This window comes from Rossellomorea sp. LJF3 (assembly GCF_037046045.1).
In the GTDB taxonomy this organism is placed as follows: domain Bacteria; phylum Bacillota; class Bacilli; order Bacillales; family Bacillaceae_B; genus Rossellomorea.
Genome location: NZ_JBANLY010000002.1, coordinates 91,640 through 113,439 on the forward strand (window position 1 = coordinate 91,640; position 21,800 = coordinate 113,439).

Sequence of the window (21,800 nt, forward strand, 5' to 3'; positions counted from 1 at the left end):
TGATATCATCATGAATCCATATTTCCACAGAATCGCTGCTGTCCTGGTTGTGATGGCCGTGATGGTCGCTTGTAATATTTACACCTTCATCCCCATTTACGGAAGCATCGCTGCCACTCTTTCCATTCCGCAAAGTGAAGTCGTCATGGCTGGAACTTCATTTATCTTTCTCTACGCATGCGGTTTATTGACTTTTGCCAATGCCGCAGACCACTTCGGCAAAAAAAAGGTCCTCGTCTGGGGGATGCTTGCATCTGCCGTTTCTTCGGGGCTCGTTGGGCTATCAGCCGATTTTTGGAGTTTATTTATCACGAGGGGATTACAGGGATTTTGCCTGGGGAGCTTTGCACCTGTCGCGTTTGCCTATACGTATGATTTGTTTTCAGGAAAGCATCGGACCCTGATTCTGGCCTTCATCAATTCAGGATTTCTCTTTGCCGGTATCCTCGGTCAGCTGCTCAGTGAAGGAATCACACGCTTCTACGGCTGGTCTGCAGTGTTCTTCTTTTTCGCCATGGCGTACGCTTCCCTTTTCTTAATTGGAAACCAGACGCTTCCTCCAACAAATGTTGTATCTGTTTCACCCTCACAACAACTCGCCACCATCGTGAAGCTGCTTAAGAGAAAAGAACTCCTTTACTGTTACGGAATCGTCTTCACCCTTCTCGCTACATTCATCGCCTATTATGACAGCTTGACCCGCTACATGTCAGACGATCCCGGCCTGCTTTTCCTCACCAGGGCAGTGGGTCTGATCGGAGCCGGTTTATCCCTTTTCACCGGCCGTCTTATGGAGGGACTCGGAATCTACAAAACTCTGTTTATCGGAGTCGCTCTATCGCTGATAAGTGTGGCGGCTGCTTTCATGTATTCATATGGTCACGAACCCTTCATCATCATTCTTTCTTCCATTCTTTTTGTCTCGGCCATCTCTTTATTGATCCCCACCGTCATCACCCTGATCGGAAATATGAGCGGAAAGGGGCGAAGCCAGGCACTCAGCCTCTACTCCTTCCTATTATTAGGAGGGACCAGTGTGGCACCGTTAGTCATCATGCATCTCACTTATGTACAATCGCTGTTTCTGTTAGTGGGATGCTTTTTATTTCATGCCTGGATGGGAGGCTTGTTATATGCGGGGCGGAAGAGATGGGGGACGGGAGATTAGCGCCCGTCCTTGATTTTTATGGCGAGAATATGAGGGATTGAGCTTCATTGCTTCTTCGACCTGGGTATAATTGGTACTTCAGCATTCGATTGGGAGTTAATTGCGTCGTTTTGGACGGGGATTGCGTCACTTTTTGATTAATTGCGTCGTTTTAAATTTTAATGCGTCACTCTTGATAGTAATTGCGTCATTTAACAAATAAAGGAAAGTGACTGAGCGCTCGCTCCACCCCTCTCCCCACAAAAAAAAGAAGGACACCCTTATCCTTCTTTCCATTCATCCACCAATAACCCATACAGGATCATGTCATATCGATTCCCGTCCCTCTGCAGGAACTGACGGAAGCTTCCTTCTTTCGTGAACCCCAGTGATTCATACAAACGGATCGCTCTCTCATTATACGAAAATACCGTTAACTGAAGACGGTGTAAATTCAACTCATGAAAGGCATACGCCAGGAGACACTGCATGGCTTCCCTGCCGAATCCATTCCCCCATGACTGCTCGTCACCGATGGAAATCGAGACCCATCCCACTCGATGTGTCCAAAGAATTCCGTCCAATTCAACAAACCCGATGATCCTGCCGTCATCCTTCAGACGGACCGCAAAACGATAGGCATTGTCACCCGGATCACCCATCCATTTCTTGATTTCTTCTTCTGATTTCGGTTTATGGGGGAGGGCATCCAATAGTCTTTGCACTTCTTCATTTTGATTCCATTCCCTTATTGCCGAAACGTCTTCTTCCTGAAAGCCTGATAGATATATTCTTGTACCGGATAATAACCGTTTCATCATTTTCACCTCGATATATGTATTTCGGGATGTTCCGTTGTTTTTCCTTTATTGCCCCTGTAAAAGGTTTGTCAATAGCTGTTTATTGACTTCCACATCGGTTTTCGAAAAAAAAAAGACCCGGAAGACTCCGGGCACAAGCTCTTTACCAAATCATTTCTGCCCACTCGGGGTGATCGATGAATGGATTTCGATTTCCTTGATATTGTTCAAAGATAATGTTATTCCTGCGGATTTCCCTTTCATCAACGGGATCTTCTTCGTTCCATTCAAGGAGTACAGACATTTTGCCCATATAAGGGGCACTTCCGTTGTTGACGTTATTGTTCATTTCCAAATCCACTTCACCACTGTCCCCTTCATAGCGGACATCCATGTAGAAAATCATTCGTGCCACGTCGCCTTTCACTTCATCACGAGGCTCCCATGAATCGCTATCATAATAGTTTCCCGGTGCTTCACTCTGCTCGTTTCCACCATTATCGAAGTCTAGGTTCCCTCTTGTAGAGTTGACCGTCACATCCGTCGGTCTTAAATGATGAAGGTCCGTCCCCGGCCCCTGTGCCGTTCCGAAGTCACCATGGGATTTAGCCCACACGTGCTCACGGTTCCAGTCGTTCACACCGCCGCCGTTTGTCGTTTTCGATTGTGAACGTCCTGAGTAGAGGAGAATGACATTATTGGGATTGTCCGGGTCTTCATCCGTATTTCGCAACGCCCCCCATACAGCATCGTATGAAAGGGTTTGATGGTCATCGATGATGTTATGTAGTGCGGTTTTCAGTGTTTCACCCGTTTTCCCTTCAGCTGTGTTGTAATACTCTTCATAAGCCGGTGGGTCGGTCGGTTCCGTTGGAGGATCGGTCGGGTCGGTTTCCCCGCCTTCCATCGATTCAAACGCCGATGTCGACTTCACTCCCGGATGGGAAAAATAGGCCGTCAAGCTGCCCGTCACCTTGATTTTTTCACCCATCAGTCCCGGGTTACTCTGAAGGCCGAAGCTTGAACGGTAAGAAGATGGAATTTGGACGTACACCATTTGATCTGTATTGGCTTCTGACGGGGAATCCGCTAATGCCAATGCATAATCGTTCGGAAAATGATTTGTAACAACCGATGAATCTGAAGTCGGCTGCCCAACCACATATCCTTCTACGGACTGTGTGGATCCATTTTGATTTGAGATGGCCTGGTCCACCGTATAAGGGGAATTCCACGTCCCATTTCCTGCAGCACTCATTTGACTCGGGGATACCTGACTGCACGCAATCGTAAAAATAAATACAATGGCAAAAATACCGATGACTTTTCTGTGTATAGACTTCAAATTGCTTCGCCTCCTTTGAATGCATTACACATTTAGCGTACAATATCGGTTGTCCTTATAGGGTAAATTTTATGTAAAAAAGGGAAAATGAGTCAAATCTCACAAGGTGAAACTGGTGATTATGGTACATTTCAGCAACGCAAAAAGGGCCGGCCCACTCATGGACCGGCAGCTTTCCCTCTACATTCCTTCCACGAAAACCGAAGCACCCATGCCTCCGCCCACGCATAATGACGCAATTCCCTTTTTCAATTCACGGCGCTTCATTTCATGAAGCAATGACACGACTAGTCGGGCTCCTGTACAACCGACGGGATGACCGATGCTGATCCCGCTTCCGTTCACATTCACCTTTTCCCGGTCCAGTCCAAGTTCTTTCTCCACCGCTAGGTACTGAGCAGCAAACGCCTCGTTGATTTCGAATAGATCGACCTCATTCAGGGACCAGTTTTCCGTTGTATGTAATCCTTTTTGAATGGCAGGTACCGGACCGATTCCCATCACTTTGGGATCGACGCCCGCCACTGAATAACCGACGATTCTACCAAGTGGCTGTAATCCTCTCCTGTCGGCTTCTTCTTCACTCATTAAGATTAAAGCCGCCCCACCATCATTCAAGCTGGACGAGTTCCCTGCTGTAACAGATCCCCCTTCGCGGAACGCCGGTTTCAATTTCCCGAGTTTACCGATTTCCAGCCCTGCACGTGGGCTTTCATCTTTCTCAATGATTTTCTCGCCTCTTCGCTCCTTGACCGTAATCGGTACGATCTGCGTATCGAAGTATCCCTTTTCCATTGCGTTCACTGCCCGCTGATGACTCATCACCGCATATTGATCCTGCTCTTCGCGGGAAAGGGAATGGATCTCCGCAAGGTTTTCAGCGGTTTCCCCCATCATGATGCCATGAATGGGATCTTCAAGCACCTCCCAAACCGAATCGCGGATTTCTCCGTGCTGCAGTCTTTGGCCGAATCGGTGCTGCTTTAATATATACGGGCTGGAGCTCATCGCTTCCACTCCCCCAGCCATGACGATATCGGATAAGCCCGTTTGAATTTGCATGGCTCCAGATATGATGGCCTGCATGCCGCTTGCGCACTGACGTTGAATCGTAAAGCCTGTCGTTGTGTCATCAAAACCGGCAAGTAGTGAAGCCGTTCTGGCCGTATTAGGCTGATCGGTCCGTTGGATGCAATGCCCAAGGATCACTTCATCAATGTCACTTGCCGATAACCCGCTTTCCTTTGCGGCTTCTTTCATTACAGGTACGATCAAGTCTGTCGGAAGCAGATCCTTGAACGCTCCCCCAAATGCGCCAACCGGCGTACGAAGAGCCGATGTGATTACTACGTTTCTCATATTGTCACTTCCCTTTTGTTTTTTGCCCACGTTTTCGTCATCCCAAGACCGCTGCCTTCGCTGCAGCAACCACCCTTAAAACGAAGGAATTTTCTTACTATTCTATCACATTCATAATGACCAAAGGAGGATAACTAGTTCATAATCGGCAAAAAAAGAAGGCGTCCCCATAATGAGGCGCCTTCTTTGTCGTTCTATTTTCTAAATTGTACATCCCATTCATTGATCGGCCAATAGCGAAGGTCCACTTTCCCGACAATCTGCTCACGGTCGACAAATCCGAAATAGCGGCTATCCATACTTCCACGGCGATTATCCCCTAGAACGAATATCTTACCTTTAGGAACTGTTTTTTCACCTGTGATTTCCTGCAGGGTAAAGTCACCCGTCAGCTTACTCCCGATGTACTCCTGCTTGAACTTCTCTAAATAGGGTTCTGGGTAGTACTCCCCATTCACATAAAGTTTGTCATCTTTGTACGCGATTTTATCACCAGGTAAACCAATGACCCTCTTCACATAATCTTCTTTTTCATTTGCATGGAACACCACTACGTCAAAGCGGTCCAGTTCCCCTATATGATAACCGATTTTATTGACAACGAGTTTATTTCCATCCTGCAGTGTCGGCATCATGGATTCGCCTTCCACCACATAGTTGGAGAAGAGAAAGGTCCGAATGATGATGAATATGATTAATCCAATTCCCAAGGCTTTGATCCATTCAAGTCCTTCTCTTTTTACCTCTTCTCTCAATTTGATTCCTCCTGCTTTTTCCGTTCTATTCGTTGGTCTAATTCCATTTTCTTATTCAGATGTATTTCAATCCTTTTTCCTACAAACCATAACACAAAAATAATAGCCACAACGATTACTGTACGAATTGGTTGTTTAACTAATGATATAATATCATATCCTATAAAACTTATGGTGAATATCATCACCATTTTCCCCGTTATCACCGCCAGCATATACTGAGCGATGCTGATGGAGGATAAACCTGCCACCACGTTTACAACCGCCGACGGAGTAAATGGGAAACATAATAGGATGAACAGCGGTCCAAACCCATGCCTGTCTACCCATTTTGTCAATCGATTCACTTGCTTATTCTTCCTCAAGAAGCGAAAGACCCGTGCCTCCCCGTATCTCCTTACCAACAGAAAGACGATCAGGGCACCAAGCGTAGCACCGATCCACGAGAACAAAAAGCCCCACCACAAACCGAATGCATTGGCATTGGCCGTCACAAACACCACCAGGGGCAGGAACGGAAGAAATGCCTCCAGTAACGGGAGAAGGATTCCCGGAATCGGTCCAAATGAACGATATTGCTGAATCAAATCCATCATATTTTCAAGCGTAAACCAATTTTTTATCGAATTGATATTCATATTATATGTTTCCCCTTAAACGACCATGAACTTCGCCTTCACTACTTACTCTTTCATCATATCACACCGGAACAGGATTTCCATATTCCAATTTCACGCGTCGTTTTTATTAATACACGTTTTCCTAAAGCGGAGGATTGTAAACCTCATGTGGAAGGGGAATTTTTTCAAGAGGGGCCCCTTATGCGGATCTGTCGAACGTCTAAAGATGGCCATTCCCCCTTTTCCTACTCCGATTCCTCAAAAAAAACTGCCATCCCCACCGGAATGACAGTTCTCCCAATCCTCTATAAATGCTCCCCGAACCAGTCCACAATCTCCTGTAAACGGGCTTCCCTCATGGATGGCTTTCCTGTACGGGAGAGGTTGTGGTTGGATTCCGGGAAACGGACGAACTTCGCCTTTTTCTTCCTCCGTTTTAATGCGATGAATAACTGTTCTGCCTGCTCGATCGGACAGCGGTAATCCTTTTCACTGTGAAGGATCAATAGAGGAGTGTTCATATCCTTCACGTAGGCGAGGGGAGAGTGCTTCCACAGAGTTTCAACGTCCCCAAGGTCGCTTTGGATCTGCCACTCGGAGAAATAGTAACCGATATCACTTACTCCATAAAAGCTGATCCAGTTACTGATCGATCGCTGGGTCACAGCTGCTTTGAACCTGTCACTGTGGCCGATGATCCAGTTGGTCATGAAGCCTCCATAGCTCCCACCGGTCACGCCAAGGCGGGATTCATCAATGAACGGAAATTCCTTCAGCGCGTAATCCACTGCCTTCATGATATCTTCGTAATCCCCGCCACCATAATCACCCCTTACGGCATCGACGAACTCCTGACCGTAGCCGTGACTTCCACGGGGATTGACGTATAAGACAGCATAGCCGGAGTTTGTCAGGACCTGGAACTCGTGAAAGAACGTGTTTCCGTACATCGTATGAGGACCGCCATGAATTTCGACGATAAGGGGATACTTCTTTCCTTCCTCATATCCCGCAGGTTTCATGATCCAGCCTTGGACCGGCCAATCTTTTGTCCCAATGTACATGAACGATTCCGGAGAGGACAGTTCCCGGCCGGTAAGCAGGTCCCCATTTAAACGGGTGAGGGTGGTCAGTTCTCCGGTCGGGACATGCAGTGTATACAATTCTCCGGGCTCTGTCGGCCTGCTCATTGCCAACAGGATGGTTTGGCGGTCCGAATCCAGGTCGAATCCGTAGACATGCTGCTCTTCCTGTAAGAGTGCTGGATAAATGGCCCCCTCGATGTGAGCATAATAGAGGACCGTATTTCCCGAGTCCGATGCCAGAAAATAAAAGCTTTCATTGTCATTTGACCATTGTATCCCCGTCCGTGACGAGCCCTGGATGCTGTCGCTGTTAAGGTAATCCCCTACCGGAACATCCATCCCTTCAGTCAGGCAAACGGAGTGTCCGGTCTCAAGTTCGTGAATCCATATCTTACTTTGAGTTGCGTTTTCAAATTCACGAGTATGACCGATATAGGCGAGGCGCATGCCGTCCGGGGACCAGCTTGCTTCTCCGTAGTATCCCGGCTCTCCGTTCACTTGATTAGTCTCTCCAGTGTCAAGGTGAAAAAGATACAAATCGGACTGGAATGAAAAGTCCCTGTCTTCTTTCCTGTCTGTCGATACGGCAAGGTACTTTCCGTCCGGGGACCAGGAATGAAGCGTGTAGTCATGTTCATCATCCGTGAGCCTTTTCATTTCCTTCGTTCCTATATTCACACATGCTATCTGTGAATATGAATCATTATGGAAACCGCGATCATCACTTTTATATTTCATGCTCGTTGTAACAAACGGCTGTGGTTTATCCTCTTTTTCTTCTTTATGATCGAACGTTCCGCCTTTCTCTAAGCGAATGGAAAAGGCAATCTTTTCACCGCATGGAGACCACACAGGATTCGAGACCGCAGTCGGACAGTCCGTGACTCGCTCTGCTTCCCCTCCATCCCGACTGATGAGATAAAGCTGATTGACACCGGAACGGTTGGAGATGAAAGTAATCCTTCTTCCATCAGGTGACCATCTTGGTGACGAAATTCTCTGTTCCCCAAACGTCCATTGACGAATGGATTTTTCTTTCAGGTGAATACTATGTAAGGTTGAGAAATACTCATCTTTTTCTTTACACATCACCGTTTGAACAAAAACAGCTTCTTCTCCACACGGTGAGAGCCTTGGATCCGATACAGCCTTTAATTCGTAAAGGTCTTTTATGGTCATGCTTTTCTTCATGCTACGGCACCTTCCTTTCATTCTGTACCCTTAATATTTTCGACACTGAAAATACGAATCCCTTCACGGATAAAAACCTGCGATCCCCTTCATAATAGAAACAAATTCAAATTCTACAATTTTCCCTATTGAAAGTAAATTGAAATCAACGTAAAATATTAAATACAAACATACGTTCTATACCAAAGTGAAAAGGAGTCTTTTCATATGACAAGGATACCGGAGACCGATCGGAATATTTTGGAGCAGGCAATCTATCTGCCCATGGTGCTGACGATATTGAATCGCGACCTGCAAGTCGTCGACAGCAGCCCTTTTAAATTAAAGAGACCGTATTTAGAGATGATCGAGGAGACGATGAAGATCATTCAGGGAGAACTGGCAACCGTTAAAAAGTATATGAGGACGAATAAGATGAAGGTGGAACGGATTCAATCTGATGATGCTTTCACGATGTATATGTTTTTGTATAAGGGATATGAAGAGCATCATAATTACTTCAATCCACGCCTCCGGAACCGGGTGGAGGATTTAATGAGACATTATCTGTTCCGCCGTTTCACGGAAACAAAGACCGATACAACAAAAGAAGCGTGATAGTGGCTCACGCATCGGTTTTGTGTATATGTCGATTCAAATAGAACGTTTTTACATTATTCATTCCAGTCTGGACTTTCGTATTATATTTACTTTCCATTTCGGCGATCCGCTGTGTATAGGCAATGCGTAAATCCGAGGTGCGGAGCATTTGATTTTCAAAAGAACTGTAAGAAATGGGAACCGTGCAGGATTCATTGTTTTGTAGGAAGATTCGTGTTGACCCATTTGTCAACCGTTCATATCCCCGTACATGGGAGTGGGAGATCCATGCACATTCCTGCTTTACTGGAGATGATGTCGGAAATAGATAAATGGACATATCAGGGTTGACCATGATGGGGGCTTTGTAGATGATACCCGTAAGTTTTTTCGTACCTTCTTTCCTGCCTTCATATGAACAGCCAAAGAATTCACAACTTTTCTTGAGGATTTCAAAGGGTTTGAACGGAGAAATCAATACGTCATCCACCTCTATTATTTTCGTAAATGTCCTGGCGCCATATTCCATAGGCTGAAGGATCATCGTATGGGGATTTACTTCATATTCTTCTATAATTCGAGATTTTTCTCTCATTTCATCGCCTCCATTTACATTTTTCACCAAAATAATACCATAAATTTCGAGGGTTGTCTCTCATATTTTTAAAAATTCTGATATTTATTCCCTTCTACTGATTTATGAATAAAAAATTATCAGAATATTTAATTTTTTGGTTGAATTTTTACTACTTACCCCATATACTAATAAAAAGAATTCAGGGGTGACGTATATGGAAAGCAAAAAGTCCTATACAGAAATGATGAAAGCCGCTGCCATGACCCGGAAGAAAGCCGCTGAAAGAAGCGTAATGGAAATCTATATCGATATGGTCCTCCATGAGAGCATTTTAATGACACAGAAATCCAAACTCCTAATTGACATTGATGCCGCCCTGGATACTAAGGATAAAGTACTTTTCATGAAATTAACAAAGGAATTAAATGAATTGAACGTAAGTTACGGATAATCATAAATGGCTGACTCCACCTTTGAGTCAGCCATTCCCTTTTTATCGGACGGGCCTTTGGCACCTTCACGTGCATGACTTCCTTCCCATTGGCTAATCCTAATGGGGAATCTATACACGATGGAGCGAATCATCATGATCCTATTGATAAAAGTTTTGGTCCTCTACCTGATCACCATAGCGGCTATGAGGCTGATGGGTAAGTCTACAATCGTCCAGATGACCCCTTATGACCTGGTGGCCATCATCATCGTCGGGACCATTGCCTCTGAACCATTGATTTCAACAAAATTCTGGCCGACCATCACAGCCCTCGTCTTTCTTGTCGGGCTCCATGTGCTGTTTTCATTCCTTACGTTAAGTCAATGGGGAAACCGGTTCTTCCTGGGAGAGCCGACCTTGTTAATTAAAAACGGGGAGATATTGGAGGATAATCTGGAGAAGTCGAAAATCTCACTTATTCAATTATCATCCATCCTCAGATCTCAGGGATACCCCAAGATTTCAGATGTGGACTATGCGATGCTCGAGCCAATCGGTGAAGTGAGCATCATTCCCAAGGTAGAAAATACGCCGGTTACAGTTGAGCATCTCAAGTTGAAAATTGACGACGAAGGTCTGCCGATTTCAGTCATAGTGGACGGTAAAATCCAAACCAGGAATTTGAAGCTCCTGGGAAAATCGAAGGAATGGCTGGAAACGCAGCTAACCAACTCCAACCTGCACCACAAAGATGTAATCTTCGCCTATATGACGGAAAAAGCGAAAAATCTGGTCATCAGCAAAAGAGAAAAGGCCTAGTGGATGACCAGGCCTTTTTCTTTATGGCTTCAAGATTTCAATTAAAAATATCCCCATAAGCTTTTATCGTTAAATAGAATACGACTGCAGTGTAAATTAAGGCTGTCCAAAATGATATCGAGTGATAGAATCTCTTCTTCTTTTTCCCTTTTAAAATGTGTTGGATTCTTTGATACCGATAACCACCACCGTAAGCATAAATGATGATCAAAGTGATCAATATTCCAATGATTAATGACCATTCCATCATTGGGCGGCCAGTTTCAAGATAACTCCAAAATGGCAATCCCACTAACACCAACATAGTAAAAGAAATCTTGCTAAAGTACAACAACAGTTTTTGGTTTATGATTCCTTCCATCCCCTACCACCTCTCAATTCAATTTACATGAGCCAGCTTTAAGATATATTACTTATTTTACCATAAAAGTTATAATTTAGAGAAAATATTTTTTACATAATCTTTCTGTTATCATGTTTTAGCTGGTTGATCCTTTCTCCGTTCATTCAAAAATAAAAAAACCAAGTCAATTTAGCTAGACTCGGTTTTTTCTCTTTACTCTTTTTTCTTCTCCGCTTCATATTCCTCAAGCATCGACAGTCGTTCAAGCATAGTAGGATGTCCGTAACGGAAGATTTTCACCAAAAGGGGCGGATTCACTTGGGATAATCCCACCTTCGATAATTTCTGGAAGGACGAGATGGCCGACTCCTTATCACCGGTCATTTCAATGGCGTAGCGGTCCGCCCTTGTTTCCTGATACCTGGAAATCCAGTTGCTGAGTGGACTGATCGTAAACAACAGCATGGATGTGATCATTAAGAATAATGGAAGTGAGCTCAAATTTGAGACTCTCGATACTTTCAAACCATCACTGTGATTCGCCACGATCCCCCTCATCAGCTTAGCCGTCAGGAATAGTCCGAAGAAGGACAGAAGAAGATAGATCCCGATCCCGATGTAGATGTGCTTTTCCACGTAATGCGCCATTTCGTGGGCCATGACAAAGAGGATTTCCTTGTCTGTCAGCTTTTCAAGGGTCGTATCCCATAAGACGATCCTTGAATTGGACCCTACTCCGGTGACATACGCGTTAAGGGAATTGGTCTTCTCTGACATATCTACTTCAAACACGTGATCAGCAGGGATCTCGGCCCTGTCTGCAAGTGAGAGGATCTGCTCCTCCAATGCTTTATCCTTCAATGGATAGAAATCATTATAGAGGGGATCTATCAGTACAGGCTGTACAAACATCATGAAAATCGTGAATGGAACAGACAAAGCCCAGGCCGCAAGCCACCAGCGCTGTTTAAAGCGTTTCATCAAGGCATACAGGACCGAGACGATGATGAACATGAGAAGATAATTCACCCAGAAATCCGTGAGTTCGTCCTTCATCCACATGGAAAACGTCTGAGTGGAAATGTGGTAGCTTTTTGAAATCTTATATGAAATGTACTGCAAGGGGAAAATGGCCACAAAAGAAGTGATCGATAACCAGAATAAGAAAATGGCCGTTTGAAGGAAGCCGTTCTTCACCGTCCCTCTCGCCCATTTCTCAAACACACGGGATACTCCGAAAATCAGGATCAGGAAATAGAATAACCATTCATACGGAGTGGATAAGAAGAACAACAGATTCTTGATTTTTGAAAAGTCCTCACTCAACAGAATTTCTTTATTATTCATAAAGGTGGCCGGGTCCGCACTGCTTCCCTTATACGTTTCAGGTAAAGTGGAATCCGCCAGGAAAAATAAGTACACATATAAAAATAAGCCTAATAGCAAGTAAGCCAGTATTGACCTGAGCGCCCATTTTCTAGCCAACATACTTCCTCCCTTCGTCTTCACTACTATATGTAATACCCTGTCCAAAGTTTTAGAACCTAAACACGGACGGTGAGTAAAATGGTGCCGTCCGGGAAGGGAAAATCGTTTATCTGCCGTTCTGGTGATTTACGTGCCACATTTTGAATTTACCTGCCATATCTTCATTATATCTGCCAGGATAAAATTTTATCTGCCATTTTTAAAATTTATCTGCCATGCTCCAACATACAACGTCCACGTCCATGCTCAATAAAAAAAGCCACGATTCAAATCGTGACCAATAACCTTCTACATTAAGAAGACTGAATACAAAGACAAAACGGAAATCGCCCCGATCACCACTAGGATCACGTTGGCTCCCAAAAACGCAATGGCAAAGGCAGCTACCGTACCCACTGCCCCAAACAGGAGGTTCCCTTCCTGTATCAGAAGAATGCTCGGGAAAATCAACGCTCCCAAGACAGCAAAAGGGACATTCTTCAGCACTCCCTGAAAAAAAGGAGGAAGCTCCTTTCCCTTAAATACGAGGAAAGGGAGCATTCTGGGTATGTAGGTCACTACGGCCATTCCAATGATCATCCACACAATGGCGGGATTCATATGGTTTTCCCCCTTTCTTTTAGCATGCCGGCTGCCTCGACGATCACGGCAGAGGCAATCGTAGCCGTCACAATCGACCAGCCGTTTGAAAGGTTAGTCGTAAACATGAGGGTACTATTCAGAGCCCCTGCCACCACGGCTAAAAATGTGACTTTGACGCTCTTTTTCATAGAAGGAACGAGAAGTCCGACAAACATGGCATACAAAGCAATGGTCATACTCGCCTGGAGAAATTCAGGAAGGATTTCTCCGATAAAATATCCCACTCCGGAATTCACGACCCAACTGCCGTAGGAAATGAGCATAACGCCAACGATAAACCCCGTCCGTACTTTCCCCTCTTTGACACTGATGACCGTGAAGGTTTCATCCGTGATGCCAAACGCATAGAAAAGCTTTTTAAACAAACGGTCTTCCTCAACCTTCTCACTTAACGAAGCAGACATCAGAAAGTGACGGATGTTTACAATGAACGTTGTGAGAATGATTTCAATCATCCCGGTACCCACCGCAATAAGACTCAAGGATATATATTGAGCAGCCCCTGCGAACACGAGCATGCTCATCAGGATTGTCTCCGTCACTGTAAGCCCGGTTGTACGTGCCAACAAGCCAAACGTCAGGGCCACAGGCATATATCCAATGGCAATGCTGATGCCACCCTGCAGGCCATAGCGAAAGTCACTCACTTTTTTCGTAGAAAGAAGTGCTTCCATCCCCTCACATCCTTTATAATAAGTATTATTCACTATTTTAATTTTTCGATAATTTATTATATTATACATATAGACGTTATAATACACAAGAGGAGTTTTGAGCATGGAAAATTTCCCGATACAAATTGGTGATAATATTAGAAAGATCCGGAGAGAACGGGGGTTCAGCCTTGAACAAATGGCTGAACGGACAGGGGTCAGCAAGGCAATGATCGGTCAAATTGAACGGGGTGATTCGAACCCTACCGTCGCCATTCTGTGGAAGATTGCCAATGGCTTGAAGGTATCTTTTTCTTCCCTCATTGAAAAGCCGAGCAACCAGGTGTCCATCATTCATTATGAAGACGTCCAGCCTGTGCTTGAAGATGACGGCAACTACATTGTGTATCCCATCTTCCCTTTTGACCCCTTAAAGAAATGGGAAAGCTATCGGGTGGAAATGAAACCGGATTGCACCTATCGGAATGAAGGACATACGAAGGGTGTGGAGGAATACATCACCGTTCTTTCAGGAGAGATTTCCTTGAAGATTGCAGAGGAAAAGTATGCATTGACGGCCGGAAGTTCGATTCGATTTGCCGCTGACTCCGGTCATGAATACTCCAATGAGTCGAATCAGGAAGCTGTCTGCCAAATGGTCATCTATTACGGGGAAGAGTAAAGCAGTCATGAAATGGAATCTCCATTTCATGACTGCTTTTTTTCTCACGTCGTGTCAAACTTTGGAACCCACCAATATACTATTACATCTTTAAGTTGAGAGGAGAATAATGAACATGACTCCTTCCCTGCCCTCATTTGACCTCCAATTCGATCATGCTGATTTACGGGAGCTGGAACGTGATGTATGGAGCAACGCGCCTGTGCCGGCTCGATTGAAAGTAGAAGGGGCCGTACATGACATCCATATCCGGTACAGGGGATCCTATACACGGGAATTGGAAAAAAAGTCGTATCACATAGAATTTGCCAATCAACCCGGCCCGGATGAATCCTCAGAACTGCACCTGAATGCAGAGTCCCTTGACCCCTCCCATTTCCGGAATAAACTTTCCCTTGATTTCATGAGGGAAGCAGGCATCCATACACCGGAAAGTCAGCATGTATTCGTTACCCAGGAGGGAGAGCCTCTTGGTTTATACCTTCAGTTGGAATCGGTGGATGAAATCTACCTGAAAAAGAGAAATCTTCCCCCGGGAACGATCTATTATGCAGTCAGCGACAAAGCTGATTTCTCACTAAAGGGAAAACGGGGCCTGACATCAGGATACCAGCGAAAACTCGGAAATATGGAAGATGATCATACTCTCATCCACTTCATCAAGAGAATCAATTCACCTTCAACCTTCCAACATGAAATCACTCAGCTCTTACACATTGAAAATTACTTGAGGTGGCTTGCCGGAGCTGTCTGTACAATGAATAATGATGGATTCACCCATAACTACGCTTTGTATCTGAACCGGAGGGATCAACGATTTTCCATCATTCCGTGGGATTACGACGCTACGTTTGGAAGACGGGTGAACGGGGACGTTATGGAATGGGATTATGTGCCGATTACGGGGAAAACCAAAAACAAACTAACCACACAGTTGATGAAACGATCCGGGTTCCGAAAATTATATAAGGATATATTGGAGGAAATTCTCGATACGACTTTCAATGTGACATACCTTGAAGACAAAGTGATGAGCTTACACTCTTCCCTGAGACCCTATATCCTGATGGACCCCCATTTTCAGAAAGATATTGATTTGTATGACCGGGAACCTTCCTTCATCCTTCAGTTCATTGAAAATCGAGGTGCTTACCTGAGACAGGAATTAAAGTATCTCTAGAAAAAAATAAAGCGTGGGAACAAGAAATTCCCACGCTTTCCATTAACAGAACGTATCTTTCGGTTTTGGAACGGACAAGCCGAACAGAGGACGAAGATAGAGTGCAAGGAACGTACCGGCAAGGGCGAGAACTCCCCAGATGTAACCATGAAGGCTGAAGGAAGCAATTCCTCCGAAGTAAGCGCCGATGTTACATCCAAATGCCAAGCGGGCACCATATCCCATCAACAGTCCGCCGATGCCCGAAGCCATGGCATTTTTACCAGTGATCCTATTGAAGCGGAACAATCCTCCGGCTGCAGAGGCCAGGAACGCTCCAAGAATGACACCGAAATTCAATACGGTTGTGGAATCAGCAAAGATTGACGCTTGAAGGGCCTCTGCATTGGCGCCAGACCAATAGCCCCAGCTGGCAACATCTACACCGAACATTCCGGCTACCTTTGATCCCCATAACGCAAAGGCCGATGTAATTCCCCACGGATTTCCCCTCGTCATGAGAGTGAGGGCATTCAATACCGCAAGAACGATGGCAGCTGCGATAAGTGGCCAGGATCCACGGAAGACCCGCTTCCACCCTTTTGCTGACGGAAGAACTGCCATACGCGGGGGATTCTTCTTCTTTTCGATTCGAAGGGTGACCCACGCAACGAGTGCGAAGAATAAGATGGAAACGACCCATGCCCCAAAATAACCTAATCCGGTGGACGTGGCCAGCGAGATCGGCTTAAAGGAAGGAAGCTCCTCTGTCCAAAATGGAAGATGAGCCGCTCCGACTGTTGCACCTACAATAAAGAATAATAGCGTGATGAACATGACGGAACGCCCTCCGCCAATGGCATAAAGGGTTCCGGAAGCACATCCTCCCCCCAGCTGCATCCCGATCCCGAACAGAAAGGCACCAACAATCAGGCTGACACCGACTGGTGACACATACCCTGTCGCTTCCCCTCCAAAAAAAGTGTACCCTGTAGCAAGAATCGGCGCAAACAAGGTAACCGCAACAGCGAGCATCACCATATGGGCACGCATCGCCTGCCCGTTTCCGACAGACATCACCCTGCGGAAGGCAGAAGTGAAGCCGAATCGTGCATGAAATAATGTATATCCTAACAGAAGTCCGAGAACGAGAAGTACGGTTTGGGCGATTTCCTGTGTAAAGAGCAGGTATAGACCAAGAACCGCTGATACGATGAGCCCACCAGCCACTAATGACTTCTGTGGTGAGTTCAATTCGGTACTCTTTTTCTCCGGACCTTTTTGTTCATTGATTGGTTGAACATATTCAGCCATAACAAATCCTCCTTAATCTCATTGATTTGGTTGGAATTCATTTTACAATAGTAATGGATTCTTCGGCTTCTGTCAAAAGATGAGATTCCATAAAAAAACCACCTGAGCGAGAACACTCAAGTGGTTTTACATTTAAACCAGTGCTAACATAACCGGAATCGTCACGATACTCAAAAGCGTCGTGACCAACGTACTTGCTGATACGAGATCAGGTTCTGTATTGAATTGCAGTGAAAACATCGTTGTATTGGCAGCAGTCGGCATGCTTGCCAAAATAATAAGAATCGAACCAAGTGTCGATGAAATCGGCAGCAGGGAGACGATCGCCAATGCCAGAATGGGCGAAGCGACCATTCTTATGATCACGATGAAGGATAATGAGCTTCTCTCCACTTTCTTCCCTCCAAGAGTGGCCAGCTGCATCCCGAGAACGACCATGATCGTAGGGATCGTTGCTTGTGAGATCAAGTCGATCGTTTGATTTAAAAATAATGGAACGTGAAGGTGCAATACCTGAAAGGCAAGCCCGATAAATGCACCATACAAAATCGGCATTTTGACAATCTTCATCCAGATTTCCTTTGGACCACTCGCTTTGTCACTTCCACTTATGGCATAATACAATCCGATCGTATTCATAAGGAATGACTGAATCACCATCATGATGACGGCATAGCGAAAACCGAGCTCACCAAACCCGAACAGAATGATAGGTACACCGTAATTACCCGAATTCATGAAAACTCCGGAAAGGATCATAGCCGACTCTTTCGGTTTTGAATAATTCCTGATCGCAGCCACTATTTTAATGGAAAGAATCAATATTACACAAAGTGCGATGCAAAAGAGAAAAATATAAAGATAGTCCATATTCAGTTCATTTTCGTAAAAGGTCTTGAACGCCAGGAATGGATACATTAAGTATATGGCCATCTTCGAAATCGAATTGATTTCAAAGCCAAGTTTCTTTTGGCCTATGTATCCAACAGCAAAGACCAATAATGCAGGCAGTACAATCAATATTACGTCCATTTATGTCACCACAATCTATTAAAATGAAAGATAGGCCTGACTACTAGAGTCAAGCCTAAGTGTACCATATTTACAGGAGTGGAATAATTAATCCCGCTAACAGCAGGATCAATGCGCCGCCCAGTCGTGAAGAAATCTGTGCGAATGGCATAAGCTCCATTCGTTTGGATGCTGACAACACGGCGACATCCCCTGTTCCTCCCATATTCGCCATGCACAGTCCCGCGGTGATGGCTGCTTCGATTGGATAAAAACCAACCAGTTTCCCAAGGATTGCCGCACCGATGATCGCCCCCAGGACCACTCCGAGTACAGTCAGTATATATTGAAGAGTCAAAGCTTCAAGAACCGTATTCAAATCAGTGTACGCAACTCCGATCCCGAATAATAAAGCGAAGGTCCAATTACCCGCTACAAATTGATACCACTGACTCGCTCCCTCTACTACATTTTGAGGAATGATATTTGAAATCTTCGCCACTGCCACTAGAATGATCATGATTGCATAAGGATGAAGAGGAAGAATGGATCCCAGCAGGGTACCAACCGTAAAGAATGTCAGTGCAGCGAGTAGGCCTACTCCCATCTTCTCAATATGATACTTCTGCTTTGTTTTTTCATAGGTAAAACCTTTCATGAGCTGGCCGTTTCCACTCAGGGAAGGGACCTTTTTTCCGATAATATCAAGAACCGATGCCAGAATGATGGCAAATACATTTCCCAACGCAAGTGCCGGTACAAGCATCGATATATAATAGCTCGGATCATTCCCCATCATTTCTGAATAGATCTGACTCATCGGCACTGCACCGGCTCCCATTCCACCACCCATGATTGGCATGGTAATGACAAGGATGGCTTCTTTAAGAGTAAAGCCTACAAGAGAACCAAATATACCTGCTACAATGATCGCTCCGGCCACTGCACCGAAGATTGGGAGAAAGTAGCGAAGGCCCACCTTCACCAACACTTTCGAATTCATCCCCAATATACTTCCGGTAATTAACGCCGCAATATAAAAATTCAAGAATCCTCCCGCCCATCCAAATAATTCACCAAGGACCATCATGACGAGAAGGCTTCCAATCATCCCTCCCGGCAGATTCCCCGTGTACATGCTGACCAGCGTGATCCCTGCGAAGACCAGGAACCATAGGATCGGCATATTAAAAATCTTTAGAGAACGATCTTTCGTATCCGTCACATCCTCTTTTGTTTTCCCATTTTCATATGAAATTGTTGATGCTGCTTGTCCCATTTTGTTCATCCCCTTTGTCGATTTATTAGTACGAACTGAATGCTGTACCGCTCTTTCCAGCACTCTCTTTCTTACACCCCTGTAATCGCACTTTAGCAACCGCTTACATTATACTCATTGTATGAAAATAGTTTACGCTTTCATAGATTATGAAACTATTGTTTGTTTTTTGAAATTAAAATAAGCAGCCATAAGCTGCTTATAAATAACTTTCGATTCTTTTGATATTCATTTTCTTCAACGAATACTGAAATACCGGCCTTCCGATTCCATAGACCAAGGTTTCATCCACAACCCCGATTTCTTTCAAAAACCTCAGGTACTTTCTGATCGATACCCGTGAAATGGACGTCACCTCCGCTATATCATCTGTTGAAAATGACTCTTCTTCGAAACTGACAAGCTCTTGATAAATAGACGCTAATGTACTTCTCGCCAACCCTTTAGGAAGGGACATCTTTTCCCCGTTTTCTTGTACATCCCGTAATAAAAGTAAATCCAGTTCGCCCTGTTCGATGGTAGAGTGCTTTTGAAGCATGTGATTACTCTCCCGGTAAGACGTCAATGCTTTTTTAAACCGTTCAAATTCAAAAGGCTTGATTAAATAGTCCACAACGCCCATCCTGAGGGCACTTTGAATATTTTCGACTTCTGATGCCGCTGTGATGAGGATGACATCTATTTCCCGCTGTTCCAATCGTATTTGCTCCAATAAGTCCATTCCCGTTTGTTTCCCGGACAAATAAACATCCAATAATATCAAATCGACCTTGAGCTCATTTACCTTTTCCATGGCATCTTCAATAGAATTCGAAATGCCGATTAAATGAAATCCACTGATTTCTTCCAGATACCTTTGATTAAACCGGGCTACCATTGGATCATCCTCTACAATTAATACATTAATCACCCTTCATCCCCTCCTTATATGAAGCCTGAACAATTATGGTCGTTCCCGAACCCTCCTTCGATTCAACATGCAGGGTCCCATTAAGCTTACCGATAGTCTCTTTCACCAGGAAAAGACCGTAGCCGCGTCCTTCTCCCTTAGATGAATACCCCTTGATAAAAATATCCTCTACCATATCATCCGGCATCCCTATTCCTGTATCCGTCACTACGATTTCAAGCTGACCATCCTGATAAAATAACTCCATCAACACTTCCTTTTCCTCACAATCCATCGTTGCATCAATACTGTTATCCAATAGGTTTCCAATGACGGTGATCAGCTCATGGGTTACGGCAGGGTCCCTTGGTTCCGGAAGAAAGTCGTGGCATTCAATGGTTAACCTAACGTTCTTTTCCCTCGCATAGCTTAGTTTCCCCATGATAAAACCGGCAAGGGCGGGGTCTTTCACTTTCGAGGTCACCATGCTCACTTCGTCGACACGGAAGGAAACAAGTTCTTTCACATACCTGCCTAAGTGGCTGTAATCCTTCATCTTTACGAGCCCCAAAATGACATGCATCTTGTTCATGAATTCATGTGACTGAGCCCGGAGAGCTTCCGCATATGATTTTACACCGGTCAGTTGTTCCGCTAATTGATTCACTTCCGTCTTATCACGGAAGGTAGAGATCGCTCCGACTACTTCATCATTGACGATTAATGGCACCCGGTTCACGAGTATCGATACCCCGTTGATTGTCTGCTCCTCGTCAAGCTCGGGTTTCCCCGTCTCCATCACCCGTTCAAGACGGGTGTGCGGCATGTATTCCTTAATGGGCATACCTATCGGATCGGAGCTCAGTCCAGCTTTATTAAAAATTTTCAGTGCTGATTTATTCACAAGGGAAATGGTGGTATCCTTATTCACAGCCACCACTCCTTCATGGACCGACTGGAGCATTGTATTCCGCTCCTCTAAGATCTTCGCAATCGCAAAGGGTTCAAGCCCAAATAAAATTTTCTTTATGTACCGGGCAATGATAATAGCGCCTACAATCCCCACAAAGATTCCAAGAGCCGACCCCAATAAAATATTGTAGTGGCTTTGATTCAGCGCTTCCTCTACACTTTTCAGGGAAATCCCGACAGACACTGCCCCGATCTGTTCGTGTTTCTCATTGTAAACGGGAGAAAAAGCCCTCACAGACTTACCAAGCGTGCCCTCAGAAATGGACAGGCTTTCTTTACCTTTCAACACACTTTTCTCGTCCCCACCGACAAAGTGCCTGCCAATCCGATCAGGATCGGGATGTGACTTCCGTATGCCCTCCATATCCATCACCACAACAAACAGGACCTCTGCTGATTCTTGGATATCCAAGGCGTATTCTTGTATGCTGTCTTCATTTTCTTGATTCTGAAGGCCGCTCTTCACAATCGTGGAATGAGCAACCGTACTTGAAACAATCTTTGCTTTTTCTTCGATATTCGCTTCAATGTTATCATTGATCGTCCTTGTAATCAGCAGATCGGTTATGACAAGGGAAATGAGGACAACGACACAGACGAAAAGAATGATGATGGTACTTAGTTTAAGCTTTTTCTTTTTCACGGGAGTCACTCCAGT

Annotated in this window: 22 protein-coding genes; 6 read left to right on the plus strand and 16 right to left on the minus strand. The window is 44.9% G+C overall.

Annotated features, from left to right (window positions below; all coding sequences use genetic code 11):
- Positions 1-10 precede the first annotated feature (10 nt).
- Positions 11-1,168 (plus strand): MFS transporter, encoded by a 1,158-nt coding sequence (locus V8G47_RS02925; RefSeq protein ID WP_336198807.1) that lies wholly within the window; start codon positions 11-13, stop codon positions 1,166-1,168.
- 260 nt (positions 1,169-1,428) lie between these two features.
- Here the strand turns inward: V8G47_RS02925 and V8G47_RS02930 are convergent, their stop codons facing one another.
- The 6 genes from V8G47_RS02930 to V8G47_RS02955 form a co-directional block, all read right to left on the minus strand.
- Positions 1,429-1,965, minus strand: coding sequence for a GNAT family N-acetyltransferase (locus V8G47_RS02930; protein WP_336198808.1), 537 nt, complete (start codon positions 1,963-1,965; stop codon positions 1,429-1,431).
- Between the two features lie 145 nt (positions 1,966-2,110).
- A complete protein-coding gene (locus V8G47_RS02935) occupies positions 2,111-3,205 on the minus strand; it encodes an endonuclease (protein ID WP_336198963.1) in 1,095 nt (364 codons plus the stop codon).
- 267 nt (positions 3,206-3,472) lie between these two features.
- On the minus strand, positions 3,473-4,651 hold the full coding sequence (locus tag V8G47_RS02940; RefSeq protein ID WP_336198809.1) for a thiolase family protein: 1,179 nt from the start codon (positions 4,649-4,651) through the stop codon (positions 3,473-3,475).
- A 194-nt stretch (positions 4,652-4,845) separates the two neighbouring features.
- Positions 4,846-5,406 carry a signal peptidase I gene (gene lepB / locus V8G47_RS02945; protein WP_336198810.1) on the minus strand — a complete coding sequence of 187 codons (561 nt, stop codon included), beginning with the start codon at positions 5,404-5,406 and terminating at the stop codon, positions 4,846-4,848.
- Positions 5,403-6,044: a TVP38/TMEM64 family protein gene (locus V8G47_RS02950; protein WP_336198811.1), complete on the minus strand. Its 642-nt coding sequence runs from the start codon at positions 6,042-6,044 to the stop codon at positions 5,403-5,405. The genes lepB and V8G47_RS02950 overlap by 4 nt, the downstream gene beginning before the upstream one ends.
- A 287-nt stretch (positions 6,045-6,331) precedes the next feature.
- On the minus strand, positions 6,332-8,302 hold the full coding sequence (locus V8G47_RS02955; RefSeq protein WP_336198812.1) for a S9 family peptidase: 1,971 nt from the start codon (positions 8,300-8,302) through the stop codon (positions 6,332-6,334).
- A gap of 207 nt (positions 8,303-8,509) precedes the next feature.
- Between V8G47_RS02955 and V8G47_RS02960 the strand changes: the two genes are divergently transcribed.
- Positions 8,510-8,899 carry a hypothetical protein gene (locus V8G47_RS02960; RefSeq protein WP_336198813.1) on the plus strand — a complete coding sequence of 130 codons (390 nt, stop codon included), beginning with the start codon at positions 8,510-8,512 and terminating at the stop codon, positions 8,897-8,899.
- 7 nt (positions 8,900-8,906) lie between these two features.
- On the opposite strand, the gene V8G47_RS02965 is transcribed toward V8G47_RS02960, so the two are convergent.
- Positions 8,907-9,476 carry a competence protein ComK gene (locus V8G47_RS02965; RefSeq protein ID WP_336198814.1) on the minus strand — a complete coding sequence of 190 codons (570 nt, stop codon included), beginning with the start codon at positions 9,474-9,476 and terminating at the stop codon, positions 8,907-8,909.
- Positions 9,477-9,672: 196 nt separating this feature from the next.
- On the opposite strand from V8G47_RS02965, the gene V8G47_RS02970 reads away from it, so the two are divergent.
- Entirely contained in the window at positions 9,673-9,909 is a 237-nt protein-coding gene (locus tag V8G47_RS02970) for an IDEAL domain-containing protein (RefSeq protein WP_336198815.1), read from the plus strand.
- Between the two features lie 120 nt (positions 9,910-10,029).
- Positions 10,030-10,710, plus strand: a complete 681-nt coding sequence (locus V8G47_RS02975; RefSeq protein ID WP_261751454.1) for a DUF421 domain-containing protein — start codon at positions 10,030-10,032, stop codon at positions 10,708-10,710.
- Positions 10,711-10,747: 37 nt separating this feature from the next.
- Here the strand turns inward: V8G47_RS02975 and V8G47_RS02980 are convergent, their stop codons facing one another.
- From V8G47_RS02980 to V8G47_RS02995, 4 genes are all read right to left on the minus strand, one after another.
- The gene (locus V8G47_RS02980) at positions 10,748-11,071 is read right to left on the minus strand and encodes a hypothetical protein (RefSeq protein ID WP_336198816.1); all 324 of its coding nucleotides are present in this window, start codon (positions 11,069-11,071) and stop codon (positions 10,748-10,750) included.
- Between the two features lie 195 nt (positions 11,072-11,266).
- The gene (locus tag V8G47_RS02985) at positions 11,267-12,538 is read right to left on the minus strand and encodes a M48 family metallopeptidase (RefSeq protein WP_336198817.1); all 1,272 of its coding nucleotides are present in this window, start codon (positions 12,536-12,538) and stop codon (positions 11,267-11,269) included.
- A 291-nt stretch (positions 12,539-12,829) separates the two neighbouring features.
- Complete coding sequence (locus tag V8G47_RS02990) at positions 12,830-13,141, minus strand: AzlD domain-containing protein (RefSeq protein WP_061811201.1); 312 nt, start codon at positions 13,139-13,141, stop codon at positions 12,830-12,832.
- The gene (locus V8G47_RS02995) at positions 13,138-13,857 is read right to left on the minus strand and encodes an AzlC family ABC transporter permease (protein WP_336198818.1); all 720 of its coding nucleotides are present in this window, start codon (positions 13,855-13,857) and stop codon (positions 13,138-13,140) included. Before V8G47_RS02995 ends, V8G47_RS02990 begins: the two co-directional genes overlap by 4 nt.
- Before the next feature lie 103 nt (positions 13,858-13,960).
- On the opposite strand from V8G47_RS02995, the gene V8G47_RS03000 reads away from it, so the two are divergent.
- Together V8G47_RS03000 and V8G47_RS03005 are read left to right on the plus strand one after the other, a co-directional pair.
- Entirely contained in the window at positions 13,961-14,518 is a 558-nt protein-coding gene (locus tag V8G47_RS03000; protein WP_336198819.1) for a helix-turn-helix domain-containing protein, read from the plus strand.
- 109 nt (positions 14,519-14,627) lie between these two features.
- Complete coding sequence (locus V8G47_RS03005) at positions 14,628-15,698, plus strand: CotH kinase family protein (protein ID WP_336198820.1); 1,071 nt, start codon at positions 14,628-14,630, stop codon at positions 15,696-15,698.
- Between the two features lie 42 nt (positions 15,699-15,740).
- Here V8G47_RS03005 and V8G47_RS03010 read toward each other — a convergent pair whose 3' ends face one another.
- The 5 genes from V8G47_RS03010 to dcuS form a co-directional block, all read right to left on the minus strand.
- On the minus strand, positions 15,741-16,991 hold the full coding sequence (locus tag V8G47_RS03010; protein WP_336198821.1) for a YeeE/YedE family protein: 1,251 nt from the start codon (positions 16,989-16,991) through the stop codon (positions 15,741-15,743).
- A gap of 132 nt (positions 16,992-17,123) precedes the next feature.
- Positions 17,124-18,023: an AEC family transporter gene (locus tag V8G47_RS03015; RefSeq protein ID WP_336198822.1), complete on the minus strand. Its 900-nt coding sequence runs from the start codon at positions 18,021-18,023 to the stop codon at positions 17,124-17,126.
- A 70-nt stretch (positions 18,024-18,093) separates the two neighbouring features.
- Entirely contained in the window at positions 18,094-19,281 is a 1,188-nt protein-coding gene (locus V8G47_RS03020) for a 2-hydroxycarboxylate transporter family protein (RefSeq protein WP_336198823.1), read from the minus strand.
- A gap of 199 nt (positions 19,282-19,480) precedes the next feature.
- Positions 19,481-20,191 (minus strand): response regulator, encoded by a 711-nt coding sequence (locus V8G47_RS03025; protein WP_336198824.1) that lies wholly within the window; start codon positions 20,189-20,191, stop codon positions 19,481-19,483.
- Positions 20,184-21,785, minus strand: coding sequence for a DcuS/MalK family sensor histidine kinase (gene dcuS / locus V8G47_RS03030; protein WP_336198825.1), 1,602 nt, complete (start codon positions 21,783-21,785; stop codon positions 20,184-20,186). The genes V8G47_RS03025 and dcuS overlap by 8 nt, the downstream gene beginning before the upstream one ends.
- Positions 21,786-21,800: the final 15 nt, after the last annotated feature.